26 protein-coding genes are annotated in these 18,389 nt (G+C 39.8%); 17 read left to right on the top strand and 9 right to left on the bottom strand.

Annotated features, from left to right (window positions below; all coding sequences use genetic code 11):
• Nucleotides 1-353 precede the first annotated feature (353 nt).
• The 15 genes from ACPV3A_RS29640 to ACPV3A_RS29710 all read left to right on the top strand — a co-directional run bounded on the left by ACPV3A_RS29640 (nt 354) and on the right by ACPV3A_RS29710 (nt 11,122).
• Nucleotides 354-560, top strand: a complete 207-nt coding sequence (locus ACPV3A_RS29640) for a hypothetical protein (RefSeq protein WP_426203196.1) — start codon at nt 354-356, stop codon at nt 558-560.
• Nucleotides 561-1,305: 745 nt separating this feature from the next.
• A complete protein-coding gene (locus tag ACPV3A_RS29645) occupies nt 1,306-1,974 on the top strand; it encodes a hypothetical protein (protein WP_426203198.1) in 669 nt (222 codons plus the stop codon).
• A 110-nt stretch (nt 1,975-2,084) separates the two neighbouring features.
• The gene (locus ACPV3A_RS29650; RefSeq protein WP_426203200.1) at nt 2,085-2,441 is read left to right on the top strand and encodes a hypothetical protein; all 357 of its coding nucleotides are present in this window, start codon (nt 2,085-2,087) and stop codon (nt 2,439-2,441) included.
• 378 nt (nt 2,442-2,819) lie between these two features.
• Nucleotides 2,820-3,266 (top strand): hypothetical protein, encoded by a 447-nt coding sequence (locus ACPV3A_RS29655; RefSeq protein WP_426203201.1) that lies wholly within the window; start codon nt 2,820-2,822, stop codon nt 3,264-3,266.
• An 8-nt stretch (nt 3,267-3,274) separates the two neighbouring features.
• A complete protein-coding gene (locus ACPV3A_RS29660) occupies nt 3,275-3,730 on the top strand; it encodes a hypothetical protein (protein ID WP_426203202.1) in 456 nt (151 codons plus the stop codon).
• A gap of 51 nt (nt 3,731-3,781) precedes the next feature.
• Nucleotides 3,782-3,946 carry a hypothetical protein gene (locus tag ACPV3A_RS29665; RefSeq protein ID WP_426203204.1) on the top strand — a complete coding sequence of 55 codons (165 nt, stop codon included), beginning with the start codon at nt 3,782-3,784 and terminating at the stop codon, nt 3,944-3,946.
• Nucleotides 3,947-4,254: 308 nt separating this feature from the next.
• A complete protein-coding gene (locus tag ACPV3A_RS29670) occupies nt 4,255-4,578 on the top strand; it encodes a hypothetical protein (protein WP_426203206.1) in 324 nt (107 codons plus the stop codon).
• 36 nt (nt 4,579-4,614) lie between these two features.
• Nucleotides 4,615-5,523 carry a hypothetical protein gene (locus ACPV3A_RS29675; protein ID WP_426203208.1) on the top strand — a complete coding sequence of 303 codons (909 nt, stop codon included), beginning with the start codon at nt 4,615-4,617 and terminating at the stop codon, nt 5,521-5,523.
• A 285-nt stretch (nt 5,524-5,808) separates the two neighbouring features.
• Nucleotides 5,809-6,327, top strand: a complete 519-nt coding sequence (locus ACPV3A_RS29680; RefSeq protein WP_426203210.1) for a hypothetical protein — start codon at nt 5,809-5,811, stop codon at nt 6,325-6,327.
• A gap of 518 nt (nt 6,328-6,845) precedes the next feature.
• The gene (locus tag ACPV3A_RS29685) at nt 6,846-7,082 is read left to right on the top strand and encodes a hypothetical protein (protein WP_426203212.1); all 237 of its coding nucleotides are present in this window, start codon (nt 6,846-6,848) and stop codon (nt 7,080-7,082) included.
• Between the two features lie 386 nt (nt 7,083-7,468).
• Nucleotides 7,469-7,660 (top strand): hypothetical protein, encoded by a 192-nt coding sequence (locus tag ACPV3A_RS29690; protein ID WP_426203214.1) that lies wholly within the window; start codon nt 7,469-7,471, stop codon nt 7,658-7,660.
• 634 nt (nt 7,661-8,294) lie between these two features.
• Nucleotides 8,295-8,657: a helix-turn-helix transcriptional regulator gene (locus tag ACPV3A_RS29695; RefSeq protein WP_426203216.1), complete on the top strand. Its 363-nt coding sequence runs from the start codon at nt 8,295-8,297 to the stop codon at nt 8,655-8,657.
• A gap of 232 nt (nt 8,658-8,889) precedes the next feature.
• Nucleotides 8,890-9,288 carry a hypothetical protein gene (locus tag ACPV3A_RS29700; protein WP_426203218.1) on the top strand — a complete coding sequence of 133 codons (399 nt, stop codon included), beginning with the start codon at nt 8,890-8,892 and terminating at the stop codon, nt 9,286-9,288.
• Nucleotides 9,289-9,464: 176 nt separating this feature from the next.
• Nucleotides 9,465-10,313, top strand: coding sequence for a hypothetical protein (locus ACPV3A_RS29705; RefSeq protein WP_426203220.1), 849 nt, complete (start codon nt 9,465-9,467; stop codon nt 10,311-10,313).
• Between the two features lie 200 nt (nt 10,314-10,513).
• Nucleotides 10,514-11,122, top strand: a complete 609-nt coding sequence (locus ACPV3A_RS29710; RefSeq protein ID WP_426203223.1) for a hypothetical protein — start codon at nt 10,514-10,516, stop codon at nt 11,120-11,122.
• A gap of 222 nt (nt 11,123-11,344) precedes the next feature.
• Here ACPV3A_RS29710 and ACPV3A_RS29715 read toward each other — a convergent pair whose 3' ends face one another.
• The 3 genes from ACPV3A_RS29715 to ACPV3A_RS29725 all read right to left on the bottom strand — a co-directional run bounded on the left by ACPV3A_RS29715 (nt 11,345) and on the right by ACPV3A_RS29725 (nt 12,536).
• Nucleotides 11,345-11,512 (bottom strand): hypothetical protein, encoded by a 168-nt coding sequence (locus ACPV3A_RS29715; protein WP_426203224.1) that lies wholly within the window; start codon nt 11,510-11,512, stop codon nt 11,345-11,347.
• 506 nt (nt 11,513-12,018) lie between these two features.
• Nucleotides 12,019-12,246 (bottom strand): helix-turn-helix domain-containing protein, encoded by a 228-nt coding sequence (locus tag ACPV3A_RS29720; RefSeq protein ID WP_426203227.1) that lies wholly within the window; start codon nt 12,244-12,246, stop codon nt 12,019-12,021.
• The gene (locus ACPV3A_RS29725) at nt 12,198-12,536 is read right to left on the bottom strand and encodes a sigma factor-like helix-turn-helix DNA-binding protein (protein WP_426203229.1); all 339 of its coding nucleotides are present in this window, start codon (nt 12,534-12,536) and stop codon (nt 12,198-12,200) included. The genes ACPV3A_RS29720 and ACPV3A_RS29725 overlap by 49 nt, the downstream gene beginning before the upstream one ends.
• A 172-nt stretch (nt 12,537-12,708) precedes the next feature.
• On the opposite strand from ACPV3A_RS29725, the gene ACPV3A_RS29730 reads away from it, so the two are divergent.
• Both ACPV3A_RS29730 and ACPV3A_RS29735 read left to right on the top strand, forming a co-directional pair.
• Complete coding sequence (locus tag ACPV3A_RS29730) at nt 12,709-12,885, top strand: hypothetical protein (RefSeq protein ID WP_426203232.1); 177 nt, start codon at nt 12,709-12,711, stop codon at nt 12,883-12,885.
• A gap of 188 nt (nt 12,886-13,073) precedes the next feature.
• Nucleotides 13,074-13,544 (top strand): hypothetical protein, encoded by a 471-nt coding sequence (locus ACPV3A_RS29735; RefSeq protein ID WP_426203234.1) that lies wholly within the window; start codon nt 13,074-13,076, stop codon nt 13,542-13,544.
• A gap of 82 nt (nt 13,545-13,626) precedes the next feature.
• On the opposite strand, the gene ACPV3A_RS29740 is transcribed toward ACPV3A_RS29735, so the two are convergent.
• From ACPV3A_RS29740 to ACPV3A_RS29765, 6 genes are all read right to left on the bottom strand, one after another.
• Nucleotides 13,627-14,397: a phosphodiester glycosidase family protein gene (locus ACPV3A_RS29740; RefSeq protein ID WP_426203236.1), complete on the bottom strand. Its 771-nt coding sequence runs from the start codon at nt 14,395-14,397 to the stop codon at nt 13,627-13,629.
• Nucleotides 14,398-14,673: 276 nt separating this feature from the next.
• A complete protein-coding gene (locus tag ACPV3A_RS29745) occupies nt 14,674-15,369 on the bottom strand; it encodes an AbrB/MazE/SpoVT family DNA-binding domain-containing protein (RefSeq protein ID WP_426203238.1) in 696 nt (231 codons plus the stop codon).
• Nucleotides 15,370-16,134: 765 nt separating this feature from the next.
• Nucleotides 16,135-16,818, bottom strand: a complete 684-nt coding sequence (locus tag ACPV3A_RS29750) for an SOS response-associated peptidase (protein ID WP_426203240.1) — start codon at nt 16,816-16,818, stop codon at nt 16,135-16,137.
• A 284-nt stretch (nt 16,819-17,102) separates the two neighbouring features.
• Nucleotides 17,103-17,474: a hypothetical protein gene (locus tag ACPV3A_RS29755; protein ID WP_426203242.1), complete on the bottom strand. Its 372-nt coding sequence runs from the start codon at nt 17,472-17,474 to the stop codon at nt 17,103-17,105.
• Nucleotides 17,461-17,823: a YolD-like family protein gene (locus tag ACPV3A_RS29760; protein ID WP_426203244.1), complete on the bottom strand. Its 363-nt coding sequence runs from the start codon at nt 17,821-17,823 to the stop codon at nt 17,461-17,463. Before ACPV3A_RS29760 ends, ACPV3A_RS29755 begins: the two co-directional genes overlap by 14 nt.
• On the bottom strand, nt 17,820-18,245 hold the full coding sequence (locus ACPV3A_RS29765; protein WP_426203246.1) for a hypothetical protein: 426 nt from the start codon (nt 18,243-18,245) through the stop codon (nt 17,820-17,822). Before ACPV3A_RS29765 ends, ACPV3A_RS29760 begins: the two co-directional genes overlap by 4 nt.
• Nucleotides 18,246-18,389 lie beyond the last annotated feature (144 nt).

Consider the following 18,389-nt stretch of genomic DNA (forward strand, 5'->3'; position numbering starts at 1 on the left):
TGTGATCTCTTCAAAAATGAACTTCAAAAAGGTCCGCGCAGCGGAAGCGCGTATAATCGAGGAAAAAGATATAAAGACCGTGCAATTCCGATCGGTCTCATTAAAACTTCTTATGAAACAATCATAAATCCGTATATTAGGAGCTGATGATATGGTTCCGCAATTTCTGCTCATGTATGAGATCCAGGGGGAGAATAGACCTAAGTTTCATATCCTCTTCAATGAACTATCAAAGGATGCAAAACTGCTAGAACTTCAAGAAGACCCGAAGGTAATCAATGTTCAGTTATATGAAACTCGCAAGGTACTAAATGAGTAGCAGACCTATTTAATGAACGAAGGAGAATCACTTTATGAAAGTTTTTGAAACAATCTATGGAATGGGTGGCATAGAAACGGGCGGGTACTTCAGATCTTTAATTGCAGCAGACAGTGAGGAAAGCATTACTGGGTTACTGTGCGAAGAACATGATGAGGAAGTCCTGATTTCAACAGTTAAGGAGACGAGTCAAACGACTGAGTACGAGCATGAGTGTGTCTTGTCGACTGAAAGGGTTTAACTACATATTCCGAAAATCTTATGCAATAAGGAGGGGCGGTATGGCTTACCAGGCGCCTAAATGTTGTGGAGCTAACCTGAGTGTTTTTGCTGATGTCGACCTGGCTGCGAGAATCACGGCGGATGGCAAACCATCCATGAGATACGACTCCTGGTGCGCACCAGGAGTCGATCATCTGGACAAGGTGGAACTAGTTGTGAGGAGGACTTAACGAATGAAAACTCTATTAATGCCATTGAGTAAAAAAATCGCCCTGTATACATTTCGTCTAGTATTGGTGCTACTAGTCATCTCATTCGGAATTGCTGTCGGAATTGCGAAGATTGACGATCACTCTATATTCGAAAATACATACAAATTTTTCTGGTTTACGTTCTCGCTTTGGATAATAGGTAAAGCATTTCAGTTCGGATTAAAAATTTTCCTGCGAGGTATTAAATAGCCATGTATGACTACTGGAACCGAGGATCTGGAGGCGCCGGTTGAGTCGATTAGTTGGACTAAATTACCTAACGAAATAATTTCACTTGCAAGAGTGATTTTCCGAGTAAATCCGGCAGATGAGGTGAACAATTTGAAGAAGAATACTAATGTAACAGTAACGGATTTTTTAGCCTGGGCTGGAGTAATCATAGCTATTATTTCAATTGTACTCGCTATCTATATATCCTGGTAGCGGAGGACTGAGATCCGAAATCCTCTATGACTCAAAAATGATAGAAAACAAAATGAATAAGGAGAGACTATGAAAGAAGCTGATTTGTTCCCGGTTATAAAAGAGTGGCTTGAAGATAGGGACTATGATGTATTTACAGAAGTTACGAGTTATTCAGCAGGTGGACGAGCTGATGTTGTCGCTGTCAATGGACCTGCCGTAGCCGTTGTAGAAATGAAAAACTCTCTAACACTCGATGTGGTTGCTCAAGCTGCACGATGGGCTCTCTACACAAATTATGTTTATATAGCTGTACGAGGTAGTGCAAAACGAAGAGTTAGTCGATATGTCAGTAATCTTCTACAAAGAGAAGGTATCGGCCTTTTAGAAGTTGTATTTCCTGAGAAGAGCTCCTATCGAGGCCCTTATATTTACCAATCGGCTAAAGGACGATTTCATCGTCGTGTTGATGATCATTTACGTCAGGAATTAACACCAAAACATAAGGAACTCCCTGGGGGTCATTATGGTGGTGGCTATGTTACTCCATACAGTAAGACGATTGATAAAGTTAAAAAGTATTTAACAGTCCAAGCTAAGGGTGACTGGGCATCTTTGGACGCCATTTTAGAATACTGCGAAACACATTGGTCATCGCCGAAACCTAGTCTTTCGCATTCATTGCGAAACTTTGAATACAACTGGTGCGAATCTAAAAAGGTAGGTCGAAAAACAGTTTTTAGAATCAAACAAAAATAAGAAGGATGGGGATGGCGAATATTCTTTCGTTAATTTCTTCTACAATAGTTAACAGTATCCCTTGATGCTGTTCGCTTTAATAGGCAGAAAATTTTGAGGAGACGTTATAAATGAACAAATTATTTAGCCGGCTGCTACCAACTAATGAAGAGGAAAGGTATTTCTTCATAAAGCGGACTGTGGGGATTACGATTATTGTCTTACTAATAGTTATGGCGATCATCGTTTTTTATATCGCAGAAAGCCAAAAACATTTAGATACACCAACTACATATTCATACACAGTTCCAAAGAACGGAGATGTTGTATCTGGCATAGATGCTCTAACGACCTTGAAAGTATTTGATGACTTAGGACTTAAAGCATCTATTGTAGATAAGAAAGGGGAAAACATAAGTGCACCAAACCCTACATCAAAATTTAATACAGAAAGGGATGAAGGAGGAATCATTTTTCGTATTAAATGAGTAGTTACATACCAGCCCCCTCTGTCAATCCCCACTATTACTATTCCTGTATGATATTAAAAATAATGAGAAACTAATGGAACAAAACTGAAGGGTGTGATTAAGAATGGAAGAAACGAATCAATGTTATTGTCCTCCTTCTAAATGTACTCATGGAAATTATAGCAAGTGCAAAGAATGTGGGCGTTATGAATTGAATGTAGTTTTATTCGAAGAAGAACCAATGGGTTTATGTCCGGATTGTGTATTGAAGAAAATTTTAGAAGGATGATTTAGTCTTGGTCCTGAGGCTATTTCCACAGGTAACATACTTCGAAACTTTTATTAAATAAGATAGGCGTTCTCTACGGCTTTTATATATTGATAGGCGGTGATGTCATGGAGGAAATGTTACACGATAAAGATTGTCAAGCAGAGGTTTTTATGAAGATGGTCATCAAACAATGCATCTTGTTGTTTAGTATCGCTATGATTGCTGGAGGTTGCAGTGAGCCAGTAAAATCGTTCCCCAGTATCTACGAAATGAATGAGAATCAATTTAGCACTTATGATGAAACTGTCGTTATCGGTCAACAAGTGGATGCGGCAATAAAACTCTATAAAGAGAGTTTGGCAATCATCGTCGTCAAAGAAGGGCAAAATTACATATTTGGGGATAACCAGGCAGCAAACACGGCTGCCGGTGATTCTCAAGCCATTCCGTTGCCTCTTAAAGATAAAGATGAAGTGATTAATCGACAGGGCATCTATAAGAGTTCCATCTTAAGAAATGAAGACGGCGAAGTCATCGGTATTAGGCTAACGGAACGCAACAAAATGGAATAATAAGTTGTATGAATGGAGAGATGATTTTGGGATACGATGTAGAGCAACTTAGACAAACCTTAAACATAAAAGATACGCATATTCATTATTTCGTATTAACTCATTATTGGTTTAAAGCTGATCCTTACTTTATCGCAGCACCATATGATCATAAAACCATGAACGCTTTGGTCGCATTTATTCAAGGTGAGGCTTCAAAAATTAATGAGACATTCGGTTTAAACCCAGAGGATGTTACAAAAATACTAAAGCAATTTTATGAGTGTGATGAATTGGACACAGATGAAATAAATCAAATTACGAGCAAAATTGGAATGATTAGTTTTCTTGAATTTTTTCACAAAATTGATTTGGTTAACAATTGGGAGAGTGGAGATGGTTCTAACATACCTTCATTTGAACGTGAGGGGCTTAAAAATTTCATTCGGGCTATTATTGTTGAAGTGCAAAGTCATGTAGATTAAAAAGATACTTGGACTTTCTTTTGGTCTATTAATTGTAGGTGGTGTGCATAGATGAAGGGGAAAGAAACATGGCGAGATTTACTTTTGATGGCAGGATACGAAGTACCTAAAGAATGGTCAGGACATAAATGCAAAAAAGTAATGAGATCACTTGCGACAGAGGAATTTGAAAAATATCTTCCCGAGATGACAGCATTACCGTGGGCTATTAAGTAATTCGAAGAATAAGGATCGTATTATCTCGTAGAACTGAGCAGCCAGTGGCACAATGGCGAGATATCCAAAGAAGCTTACAATGCTTTCAAGGAGAAGGAAGCTACAATGAAAGTAACTCAATGAATACGGGGGTAGTATTGTTATGGTTGGAATAACCTTTGATTATAATATTGTTCTTCCGGAGCGAAAGTATATGGTAGGGGAATCCGTTGAACATAATGGTTCACGCTACACCGTAAGGGCATTGGGTAAATCATTTCTCGTTTTTCTTGTGCCTACAAGAAAATGAATAGGGAGCGTGCATGCGGATGGGTAAGCAGCAAGATCGTGTTGATGACATTTTAGCCAAAAAATTTCAAGTAGTAATCGATATACATAACGAACAACCATTCGTCTTCGGTGATGATGAGATGATTCAAAACATTTTGGAGGAAGCAGGAATCTTAATCGAAGAGTTATCCGATCTTGCGAAGTTTCTCGATCAGGAATTTAACATAGCAATTAATGAAAATCGAAGTGAAGCCGCAGAGAAGATCGAACGTCTCCAATTCGGGGTAAATTTTATCTTCGAGGCACGTAGTGAGGGATACAAAGTGAATTACAAAACTAAGTATATAGAACAAATCTCATGAACACGTTAAATCGGCCAAAGGGAGCTGAAAGGGCTTATGACTACTAATAGTAATTTTGAAATGAGCTTGCAAAAGCTTAGTGATTTTTTTCAATTGATTATGGACCGTGGAATGGCAGGTCACGTTGGAGCACTTTGGCCAGTCGTTGTACGTAAGTGGGGACGTGAAGTTAAGGGCACCGAATACGTGTATATGTACCCGATAACCTTCTTTCAAAACTTGATGATGATCAATTCAATACATATAAATGCTGAAACGAAAAATGAACGACTTACTATGCTGAAATTTTTGGTAGACGAGCTAAGTACAAAGAAAATTGATATTCATTTATATCATTTCGGAATGAACCTCCTATATCCTTATTCCTCTTTCCGAGAAAGAGAGGATAAAGAGAGTGTGGGGAAGAGACGCGCCGAGTTCATGGAGACACTCCCAGCTTATGAATTGCTAGGAAATGATGATTTTATATGCCAAGCATGGTCCTTACTTATTCAGCGAAGTTACCCGGAAGTCGGGGAAGAGATTGTGAGGGTTCCAACGTTTTCAGAAGTTCGAATGCTGTTCACACCCGAAAGATTTGGTGACCACACTGGAACTTATTTTTCTGATGCGGATTGGTTAGAACCGATCGCTGGTAGACGCATAGAAGTGAAAAGGTGGGTTGGAGAAAAGGACCCAATGACTCCACAGCCCAAAAAAGAGGGAATGATCGAGGGACCGATCATGCTTGGTCACGAGGGAAGTACCAACGGTCTTCGACATTTCGTAGAAGGTAAACCAGTTCATGCAGGCAGTTATATCGAGGTTAAATTCGGGGATGGATGGATACCAGGTAGGTATGAGTGGTCATTTGAACAAGATAGTCCAATTAGGATTCACTCCTCTAGACATGAATGGATCTCGATCCGTGAGGGCCACCTGGTTAGAATAAAGGAGAAGGGCTAAGGGAAAACGTGAATAATATGTTACACCTGCTGGCGGCTGATCTCTGTGCGATGAGAGGACGTAAGAAATAAACTCCCTTAATCGGCGTTAATTAAATATTCCTGAGTCCATCTAGCGCATCGATGTCCCCATTCAAAACAGCGATGGCCCGTCGAATTTGCTTGCTATTGAGATTTAAAGCCCCGATTACCATAAGGGCTCTATCCCATCACTTGCCGGCAGAAGCAGCGGTGGAGTCGATCAGCTGGGCTTCATAATATATATTAAACAGGAGAGTGTTGTACTATGACCCAAAATGAAGATAGGTTTAGAGATATGATAGAGTTACTAAATCAAACTCTAGATTTAACTAACAAAAGGAAGGGAACAAACTATACCCAATATAAAATGCCAGCAGATGTTTGGGGAAAATTTGTTGATAAATATAACGGTCCGGATGTAATATTCGCAATGGCCAATACCTATTCTACCAACGAAGGAGTTATGTTTGGTATATATGAAAATGAAAAACTTGCAAGTGTCGCTAGAGGAAGTACTTACAAACCTTCTGGATCACATATATTAAGAAAAAAGTCAAAGAAAAAAATCTTCGCTGAAGGGACTATAAAAATTTTAAAACTGACTTCGTTCATTCTTAGTATTTTAAGCATCTTGATTTTTATTGGAACTGTATTTGCGTATTTTTTAAATGATAATTTCAGAAATTTTATTAGTTTTGAATGGTTTGCGACAATTATAATTACAACATTTTTCGGAAGTGGGTTCTTTATTTTTTTCACTAAAAAGCTAGATGAAATTTATTAAAGTGAGTTCTGTGGAAACTAAAAAACACTTGATAGTCACTAGGTAGGCAGCCTGAGGACAATCTTGTAATTATGGAGGTATGGGTATGAAAGTGAGTGAGCCACATTACTGGTGTTATGTATGTGATTGTGAACGGTCTGCAGAAGATCATACGCAGACAAGTTGTAGAGAATGTAGTGCTGATGTCCAGGTCTACTGGAAGGAAACTGAAAAATAAAAATTAAAAGAGCCAAGAGATTAACCCCTGGCTCTTTTCTATTACTTTTTATCATCAGGAACCTTCAGTACCTGCAGAGAGATAGGAGCCTCTAAAAACCGAAAACAAGAAGGTGTTATAGATTTGGCAACAGGATTGCACCGTCCTTGATGCTGTCTGCTCTAATAGGATGGATTTTTTAGGAGATGTTATATTATTCAGCCGGCTACTACAAATGATTGAAGAAGAGTCGGTGTCCTGGGTCTGGCTTTAATTAATTGGTTCCTGATTCGAACACGTATCGTTATAGGAGGTTAGCTCTGTGAAGAAATTTTTGTTTTTAAAGGACCCAGAATTTTGGGAGGACACTCTTTTTCTGTTATTCGTGCTTCTTACTATATCCTCGCTGGGTTTAGGTGGCTTTGCCTTATCTGATTTTACTGATAATCAAAATGCTGATCTTGCTTTTTCTAGATTTCAATGGAGTTTGAATTTATTTTTGTCTGGCTTTGCACTAGCTGTTTTTTCACGCTTGATTAACAGAATTCGGGGTCTCTAGGAGGAACATCGGGATGGCATTTTCAATTGTGACTGATTCAGCTTTAAAGGGTTACGGAAGGATTGCAGGTTACCTGATAAGCAGTGCTCCGCAAGCAGGGACGCTAAGCTGCTGAGCGTCTGCAGAAGTGATCTCCAGGTTCAACAAGCCGGTACATTCACTAGCATCTGCCCCCGTAAGACCTGCAGCTCTGCCATACGGACTTAATGAGTGACAAAACGTCTTTTCGCTTTCAGTGTGATCTGTTTTGTCTTTAGCATGATTTGGGGGCTTCTTGTGGGGCCAATGGTCAGGAAATGAGCGGCGGGCGTTTCATCCCGTCCGAGCGGCGTTAAGGGTGAATTTACTTGGGAATAGTAATGTCTTTTAGTTGGGAGAGGGGTAGCATGTCCGGAAACGAGGATCTACTGTACATTGAAGCAATGGATCGAATTGATGAGCTTGTACAAGAAGTAATTGAATTTTGTGATAAAGTCGCAAATGATAACGATTACGAAAAAGATTGGGTATTAGATAGATTTAGAGAAAAATTCAATAAAGCAAACGCAAGTTACGATGATGAATGTGATGTAGTTTAGACGCAGGATTTTGAAATACTGCATATCTAATGCACAGGCGGTGATAGGATTGGAGAAGAGATACAAAGTAAAAACGAATAGGAATGAAAAGCATGGTACGTATTGGACGATTATCCGATTAAGTCATCCATCGAGAGGAGATTACATCATCGCAGAAGTCTACGATAGAGGCGCAGTGCAACTATTTACGGAATCCCTTAACAATAAAGGTTTTACTGATGTGTCGGACGATTACGCTTAACACGTCTTGTACCACTTTGTTATGACATCAGAAAATATTATACAAACGAATGGAGAAAAGGTAGGAGCTCATTATAGAACGTTCTTCGATAAGAACCTAGTATGTCTTCACGCCACCTGGACTCCATATATTCAAGTAGACGGTGAAATGCTGCCGATTTCTGATCAGAACACCATCAGTGGCCAGGTAGAAGCCCCTAACAGAATTGAAGCTCTTAAGATTGCAAGGAACATAAGGGATGATTTGAAAACACGCCTTGTTAGAACATGTTAATATGAAATAATATAATTGGTATCACTCAGGTTATAGAAAAGAAAATGCTGTCCACAATGGGCAGTTTTCTTTTGTGTCGACTCTGGGAAGAGAACTGAAAGTAAGGAGGCGGGCGTTCGAATGGCGTTTATGATCGCGCAGCGCGCTTTTATCAAAGTTTATCTTATTACCATGGTGGAGCAGCAGCGGGGGTACGGATATCAGATGCTGGAGGAGTTGCGCCAACGATTTAAGGATCATGGCTATTCGCCGCCGCAAAGTGAAATCTACCGGGCACTGCATGAGCTGGTACAAGAAGGCGTGCTGTATCGCACGAAGCAGCTGAAGGGCAATGATCCGAGTGTCGATTTCCAAGAAATCGTGCTCTATCATTTCACCGACGAAGGAGTCGACAAGGCCAAGCTGTATAAAAAGCAGGTCAAACAAGATCTGGATCGGTGCTTGGGAATTCTTCATAAAGCGGTCAATGATAATTTTGGATAATCACGCACATAGAAATACTGGGGGAGGTTTTAGATAATGCCTAACTGTGATTGGAACAGGCCGTGTGATTGTCGAGACTGCCGGGAGGTCATCGAGACTCATATTTGTCCTAGCTGCCAGTTCCCGAACAAGGTGAGCATAGATCGGATAGCTCGTTGGGAGGATGACAGGAAGAATGGTGGTGGATATACGTTTGAGATCCCAATATCGCCCCTCAAGGATCTGACTTGTTATGGTTGCGGTCCATCATATGGCAGCGGTAGGATATTATACATCGGTGCATGAACGATTCTGTGAGCAGATGAAGGAACGTGCCGATCTAATTCGCACCGGAAAGGTATGCGTAAACTGTAACAAGATCGAGGGGATTGATTGGGGATTTCGTGGACGGATTAAGCTCCAAGTGTTCAACGGACGGCAGATCTGCCAGACATGTGTCGTCGATGCTGTGAAGCAGGATAATCCGGACCCATCGGACGCAGTTAACAAATTCACGTTTGACGAATCTAAGCTTGAATGGGTTCTAGATCGGGTTAAGATCGCATGTGAGACGTGTACAAGATCCCATTGGGTCAAGGTGACGGAGCGCAGCTGGAGGAAGGAGTGTAAGTCATGTTTTAGCCGCCGTTGATGTCTGGTTCGGATATAACTATGAATTGCTTTAACGGAGCAGCACGAAAAGTTGGAAACGAGCCATCATTCGCGCTCCGATCAGGGCTACGAATGTCCGAAGTGAAGAATAGTATAATTTGTTTATTTGCAAAGATACAGTTGTGTGCCAATTTTTAGATAGGAGAGACTATCAACTTGAAAACCCCAAAAATTGCAATAGCACTCGGCTATGGTTATGTATTCATTGCCCTTTTGAGATGGCTCATTGAGGTACCGACATTGTTCATTGCTCTACTATCCATAGCCGCCGCATTATTCACCTTGCAGGATTTTTTGAGCGAGGTGCTGGAGAGTGAAAAGTGGTCCTCACGTGTTTTTGGTGGAAGTCTGCTCTTCCTCGTAACTTCTATTGTATCATTGTTATTCGACTCGCAGCCCAGCGAATCATTGCTAGGGTTCGTGCAAAGAGCTGGAGATTTTGCAACGCTGTTAGGCCTTGGCGTCGTGGTTATCACAATCGGGTACAAAGAAAAGGCAAAAGTTTCGCGGTCAGAACCAATCCAAGATAAACAAGTCTCTTCGATTGATATTGTCAAACAAATGAGTGACAAAGAATATACTACGATGATGGAATTGAATGATGTCGTTACGCGATTGAAAAAGATCGATCCTCAAGTATTCGGCTATGGTCAGGTCCACAACGGATGGTCGGTTTTCTACGATATTTTGGTGGACGTTTACAATTCAGGAGGTCCTTTTTACGACGGTTTAAATCGGCAGTTATTTCGTGAATTTCTTAAGTCGCTTGATGATACAACGGAGATTATCACGACATTGGCCGATCCTGAACCTGGTACCTATCGTGATTTGAATTCTATCGTCATATGGGATATTGAAATCGAGATTTACTCTCAACATTCTATTAATTATAGAGGAGGACCAACTGTTCAGGATGCGGTTACAAAGTTGGCCGAAACGCTTAAGCATTGGGAAACTCTCAAAGTGAATGTCACGAAACAGTATGAACATTATCGAGTTAATTGATATTCTTGGAGAAAATGAAAGAAGAAGGTGATACTTTTAATGTCAAGGGAATTAGCTACAATGAATTTTTGAGATACAGCATTATCTTACTTGTACTGCTAATAATGATTATGTTTGTAGGCTTTGTACTGAATAAAATGCACGAAACGAAACAATATATTGATAAGAATAATGAATAAGAAGCCGAGGGGGTATGTTTTATGGCTACTGAAAAATGGAGTATTGTTGAAGATGAAATTAAGAATTTCTTTCCTACTGACAAAATAATTGAGGTTATTGGAAGAGACCCTGAAATTATTACACTTCAAAATGATGAAATTCGATTTAAGTATCCTGAGCAATATAACATCTCCGTTCTAGCACGAGCTTACAATGATTCCATGGATTCAAGATTGAGGAAATATTATAATACATACCACGATGACCCGAAACTAAAAGATTTACTTAAGATAAGCTTACCTCAATTAATGTGGATCGATACGCTTGGATTTAACAAACCAATTATCTCCCTTCATATTACAAAGTTAAATAGCAAGGAAATTTTTATAAATGATATCGTCATTGCAAGAAATGATAATTTAGATGGGTTAGGTAATGGTGTATTCGATATTGTTCTTAAGAATTTACGCGCTTTTGCACGACAAAAGGGCATTAAAATTATTTCAGGTTATGCAGTTAACCCTATTGTATTTAGGATCTTCGAAACAAAAGGGTTCGCTGCAGACAAGAGAACAAATATGCGAAATGATCGTTTATGGAATGCTTCATTACAAACAGAGCAACAAATACCATTTTATGAATTGTTATAGAAAAAAAGCTTACAATAAACGTCCGAAAGGGCGTTTTTTATTATCTTAGACATATGTCCAAAATCCAGACTTTGTGTAATAGACTAAGATTTAAACTAAGTCTAAATATATGATACAATGGTTAATAACCTTGATTCACAATAAACAAAAAAAGCCGCTTAACAAGCGGCTTCTAATGTTACTGAGTTTTTGTCACCCATAATTTCCGTTAAAAGAATATTATCATTCATCATCGGATGGCGTATAAGTTTGGCTATCAAGAGAGCCATCTTCTGTATACCAATCTGTTTTACCAGTATCTTTATCATCATAACCATAAAACTTTTGTCCATCAGATTCGTTTACATTAATACGGTCATAATCGGTCGGTTTATCATTCGGTTCTGTCATGAATTTTGTTCACCTCCATCTTTAATATTATAAACTGGTTCCTCACGGCCCCCATATCAAAGTGTACCATCCTACTATGAAATGGTGTCAAGGAGGTTGTCAAGGGTGGACCTGGCTCTTTAACAGACCCCATTAAGTATAAGGAGCAGCACGAATAGCTGGAAACCCGTCAGTTTCCAGCTAAATATCTACTTCCCTTCGGTTTGGCCAAAGAGATACCGTGGCGCGCGCCATCATTCGTGTGCGTATGTAGTTGAGGGTCGGCCGACTCTCCTACGCTTGTTATACAGTGTAGACTGAAATTCAGAATTTTAAACTTAAGGAGGCCTCCAGATCCCTGACATTACTAAAATCGAAGTGATCCGGAATATTAATATTGGTTGAATTGGGTATTCAGAAATCTTTGTAGAATATCATCGATGGTACCAAACTCGCAGCCGATCTATGACCGGCTGCCTTATATTTTTATTGAATCTTTTCGCACAAGACCCACCATTCACCTTTGCCTATCCCTCATTTTTACTCTCAGATTGAATGAATTCCAGCAACTCCGTAATAATATGCGATAACGCATCCTCTCTTGGTATACGAATCGTCCTACTGATATTCTCAATGTCTCCCCGAAATAACTCAATAATTTGCAACATAGCCTCTGAGTCTTTCTGTTTAGCTGCTTGTAATAGAATCAAAAATTCGTGATCTGAGATAATTGTTGAAGCATTTTTTTCTTCCATCTATTCACCGCCTGCTGACTTATGTGTAATTGCGCCGCAACTTCGGCTTCCGTTAACTCTTCGATGTATAACTTATGGAGAATACGTCTCCCTTTTTCGGGCAGTGTTAAAAGTAGTTCCTGCACCAAAATACGGTCATCAATTGTGTCAGAAGTATGTTGCTGGACAGAGACATTATCAAACAAAGAAAATTCATGTTGACGTATTCTTCTGTTTCGATATTGCAATCGCCATCCTATCCGATATACCTCCTTGCGGTAACGCTCAATCATTAATGGTTGGCTGTCCATAAATCCCCCTCCCTCTTATTCTGCTTCTACTAAAATAGGAGTATTTTGGGCATAATTTACAACCTAAATAAGAACATTTGTTCTTATTTTTTTATTTTATCATAATTAGTTGTAAAACTATAGCTTCCCTTTCCTTATTCAGTAGGACAATGAATAAAGGAGGGAAATGAATATGCAGGCTACAGATATCATTTCGCTTGTCACAAATGTCGGTTTTCCGGTTACACTTTGCTTTATTCTGATACGTTATGTTTTGCAGACTATCGGCGAAAAGTTAGATCGCCTAGATCAATCGTTGTCCCAGCTTGCACAAGCAATTCAGTCTGTACAGGAGAAGAAAGGAAAATAGAAATCATTGTATATGTGAGGTCATCTGAAGTGCCAAATCATGTAAAACTCTATCCGTCAGAAAGCAGCCGCGATTCGTGGCTGCTTTTTGTGGTATGTAACCTTTAGATGCTATATAACGTCTTATTACTAAAGGGAGGAGTGTAGGAATATAGGCTGAGGTATACTTTTTATGATTGGAGGTTAATCATGAAAAAAACATTAATGTATTTGATATTAGTCGCTCTAATTGTGGTTGGATGCAGTTCCAATAAAAATACAAATCCATCCATAAAAGACGATGTTCAAACTGAGGAGACAAGTACAACGACTTATCTGAATGAGGAAGATTATACAGGTGAAGAACGGGAAATCGTCCAACTGTTAAACCGCTACTTAACCATTTTTGCTGAGAACAATGTAGCAGGTTATGGCGAGTTATACGTAGATCCTAAGACTATGGAAAATCATGATGATCTAGGCAAAGAGGTTATCGAAATCACGAGCCTTGACTTCAATCCGGATGTCAGTGATCTGGACGTGGGAGCAAATGATAAAGTTGTCGAAGTCAGTAAAAAACAAAAAATCCCACGTGGCGATGCAAATATCACGGAAGACAAACAATTGTTCTGCTTCACTAAGACGAAAGAAGGTTGGAAGATCAATTGGATCAGCGACTGAAGCATTCAACTCCCAATGCAAAAAAAGCAAGCTTAAGGCGTATGCCCTAAAGCTTGCTTTTTACTTTTAATGATCATATGAATTAGAATCCCTTACCTGTGAGCCAGGTTGTTGGGTTTACCGTAACCATCGAATAAACAGATCGGTTAGGGTCTGGTTTTGGTTCCCACTGTCCAACGGTACTGGAATTCACACGATATCTGATTTGTGAAGAACCACCACCATCAAGCGCAACTCCCGTAGTGGCACCGTAAGAGCGTAAAAATTCCCGGACATCCCACAACGATGCATCTTTCATCGTTAGGAGGATTATGGTAGAGCGGCCATTTAAAGCTGCGAACGCGATTGCCGTTCGTCCTGTCTGACTAGTCGAACCAATGTTGGCTGCGTACTCAGGAGAAGCATTAATTGAATTATAATACTGAGTACTCGTGTAGTTTTGAGTAAGGTGTAGACTAATACCGCCAATAGCCCATTTCACACTTTTCGCATTAGTGGTACCGACGCCAGGATAATCGGTGAAACTTTTTACAACCCTATTATCCAATGCCAGTCCTCCTACCCGAGGATTAAAGTGATACATTACGCCCCTTTTCGTAGGCTGTGTTACGCCGTCTACCCGAGCATCCGCCGTTTGAGTTCCCCCGCTTTTTACAGCAACACCATTGTTGACCGCTACACCAAGAAGATTCCCGCCAGTAGAGTTGAAGAATGTTCCGTTAATACCAAACTTACCAGAATCGAGAACGCTACCGTTAATCTTCTCTACAGCAACACAATCGAGGTCAGCTAAAATCATACGTACTTCCTTACCATTATAAGTCGTTTTTCTTGCTTCAGCTTGAGTAGCCATTTGTCATCACCCTTTTTATATATTTGAATCTGGAAATCGGCCGGCCCTTTTTTCCTCGTTCATCTATATAGGTGATTTAATGTCTTATTGTACAACCTATATTTAAAAAGTTTCTGTTAAATTAATTCGATAAAACAAAAAAAGTCGCTATTTTAGCGACTTTCTAGGGAATATGGTTTAATTCTCGACAGTAGAATACCTCATACATCCAGCTCGACTCCACCACAGCCGCCAATCACCGGTGCAGTGTCGCCCGCTTCAAATTGTTTTTGTGACCTAGTGATTTTTCAACAGCTTTTGTTTTATCAAATCACGTAACAATATACTCACATACCCTTGGGAAAAACCAAGCTTCTCAGCCCATGCTCTTTGAGATGCATGAGGAAAGACACGAATAGTCTCTTCCAAGCGGCTTAATGCTTCAGATCTATTTCCTCTACTCTTTTTTTCATCCAGATCTTCTTCATCGATCTCCAAAGCGATCGCGCTTTCAAGCACATCGAATTTAAAATCTGATTTCTTTAATGAACTAATCATTTGACTTACTCGCCCCTGTGAAATTTCTAACATCTCAGCCCATATCTTTTGTGAAACATTAGGATAGGATTTCATCACTCGGATCAGATCTTCATTAGAAACTTTTCGTTTTCTTCCCTTACGGCGCATCGTTTGATTTTCATTGGGTTCCAAATCTTCTAATGCGACTGCTACTTCTAGAACTTCTTGAGGGCGAATTTCTGATATACACTGGTTACAAATAAAGCTATCTCGATAGAACGTCAGCTCTTCCATCGATCGGCAAAATGAACACTCCTGAATGCGGTATTTACGCAGTATAATGCGTTCTTTCTCATCATCATAAAAATACTCTACAGTGTCTCCTTCGTCTAGGCCAAGAGCACGGCGTAATTCAATTGGCAATACTATTCGTCCGAGCTCATCAACTGGCCGGCGAATGCCTGTGTTTTTCATTATTCACCCCACCACCCACTTATAATCGAAACTCCCTATTAATACCATTTTAACATAATTATTAATATTACTTTTTATTTTAGGACAAAAAAAGAGTGGCCATTTCGGCCTCTCTATAAATGCTTGATTTGCATTGTCTTAATTTAGTTTGTCAGTCAGGGTCAACTAACCATGTTTTACAGTTATGACATCGGTAAATCCGGATTTCGTTATCAGCATAACTAGAGGCGGCCCCCATAATTCTTTCCCAGTCCAAGTCGTACATTTCAAAACCATCTTCATCGGTTTCGTCTGCCAGTATGCTTATAGTCCAATAATCACACCAATGTTCATTGTAATCTTGTTTCGTGTTATACACCCCATGACCACAGTGATCGCAATCATTTATACAGTTCACATGACATGGTGACCCATACTGGCCAGATTTCAGCTTTACAAACTCTAGAACCTTTTGTACCGTGTTTTCGGAATAATTTACACAGTCCCTGTAATACAAGACTTCCGGACCTAAAGTTAAGCATTTTTCTGACACTATGAACTCCCTCCCTATTTGGTTTCAGTCTCATAATAACACCTCAAACCGGACAAAAGTCTGTCAGCGAACGCTCGTTTGTAAAATTTGCATTTAGCTGATCGGCAGCTGCAGATCTGGATGGTGACGCCGGCAATCGTATCTCTTAACTCGGGTATTTTATTTGATCGTATGAGTTCGGTATTCAGACTAAAAAAAAGACCTGCTCCCACGCTTTCACGTGAAAGTGGGTCTTATTTTGAGTTTAGCGGGATCTCATCGATTAATTCGGAGCCCGTATTTTTAACATTTCCTACTGCAGCGGAAACTGGATAGGATAGCATGTTATCTGCAGGGAAAGGAGATAACAGCTCCTGAAGCTTATCTTTATCTGTAACCTCCGGATCAAGCCAAACATCTACAGCCTTGTTATCCAATATAACCGGCATCCTATCATGAACATTTGCCACCAAATCATTTGGTTTCGTGGTAATAATGGTGCAGCTGCGTAGTATCTCTCCGTCTGGATGCTTCCACTCATCGTACAGACCAGCAAAGCCATATACGCCCTTTGATTTGATCTGAAATCGATAGGGTTGTTTTTTATCCTTGCCTTCTCGTTTCCACTCGAAGAAACCGTCACTTAAAATAATCAGACGATTCCTGGTGATCAGATGCCTAAAGGCCGGCTTTGATTGGATAGTCTCAGCACGAGCATTGATCATCTTATAACCGATCTTAATATCTTTAGCCCAAAATGGAACAAGCCCCCATCTATATCCTTCCAATACCCTTTTTCCGCTACTCCCATTTATAGCAGCGATTGTTTGAGAAGGCGCTATGTTGTAACGAGCTTTGTATTCATACTTAACGCTGCTCACATCAAAAGTATCGACTATTTCAGATAAGTCACTTGTAAGGGTAAATCTTCCACACATTTAGATCCCTCCAGTCCTCTCTTTATACAATACCCAGAACAGGCTCTGTTTATAGCCTTTAGTCAAAGCAAAAGCTCGGTACGGACTCTTCTTACCTATCAGGTCGTAATCCCTCAATAGTTTCTTCACGATTGCTGTGCGTGCAAAAGAAAAGGCCATAGAGTTAATATACTCTAAAGCCACTTTCTTCAGCAGTTTTATACCAAACGGTTTTATATAAGTATATCCAACTACTAGTTGCGATATGCCTTTACCTGAATTATAACTATAGAAATGCTTGTCGTTTACTTAAACTCAATCTGTTCGATATCCACTCCTAGAAGATCTGCTATCTTGGTTTCCGTCTCACTTTTTACTAACGCCCATAGTAAGTTCATTTCGTGGTTATACCCTCTACACAGATATTTCGCAGATATCCCTTTAACCGATCGATGTTCTTCATAAACTTTCAAACCCCGCTTCCTCATTTCCTGTCTCACATCGTATAGCTCTCTATTTACTTTATCTGACAAAGATCTGAGGTGAGCTGCGAATAAGGCTTTCATTTTTAGATCCGAGGTTTCAATCTTATCCATATTGTTTTGCAGCACATCCATTACTACAGGTAGTTTGAGATAATTCTTCACTAAAGCAAGATCTTCGTCAGTTAACCTCATCTCTTAACACCTCGTGAATCAATCTTACAGAAATCAACTCGTCGAAGTCTACCCATTCATAACCGTCATCACATTCGATCTTGAGCTTCTTGGCATATTGACTAACTGACGTGACAACCCCACTTATAATTTTGTTCCCATATTCACCGAATATCTCGATCTCTACATCTTCAGTGTAGCTATGCGATAAACTAATATTTTGTATAATTAACTCCCATTCGTCTTCATGTAATAAGGGTTTTACTCGTTTATTGTATCTTCGGTCATGCTCCAGGATTTGCTCTTTATGTTGCGGTAACATCATACGCGTCGATTCCCACAACCCATTACCAGAAAGTTTCTTACTCATTTAGAATGACCTCCGATTTTAGCAGCTCTGTCTACTGCCTGGCCGGCAGTAGTTAGTGAGCTGGCTCTCAGTATGGCAATATCACCAAAACGATCCTTAATCTCATCCATTACCTTATCCACCGCACGTTTTTGTTCATTGTTATCAAATAAGGAAAGCTGGTACGTATCGTCGTTACATAAATTCGACAGTGAGACACTAACCCTTCTCACAGGCAGCCCATCCCAGTTTTCATGGAACAATTTTTTTGCGAACTCATATACATCTACCGTAATGTTAGACGGATCTGGCATCTTTACTTGACGATGGAATCCTGTCCGGAAATCAAAGTCAGCTCCCGAGATCCCTAATGAAACGACATTCCCCATTAACTTCTTCTTCCTGGCCCGTCTACAGACTTCGGTGCAGAGATCTAAAAGTATCTATAAAATTTTGAGCATATTTTGTTGTGTGCATTAATAATTAGCATAAACCTTGATTTATCAAGGCTTTATACTAATTTGAGGACCTTTTCTTTATGAGCATTATTGATTGCTTAACACGATAACAATGATATGGTAACATAT

Source organism: Paenibacillus sp. Dod16 (genome assembly GCF_049893405.1).
Lineage (GTDB): Bacteria > Bacillota > Bacilli > Paenibacillales > Paenibacillaceae > Paenibacillus_AQ.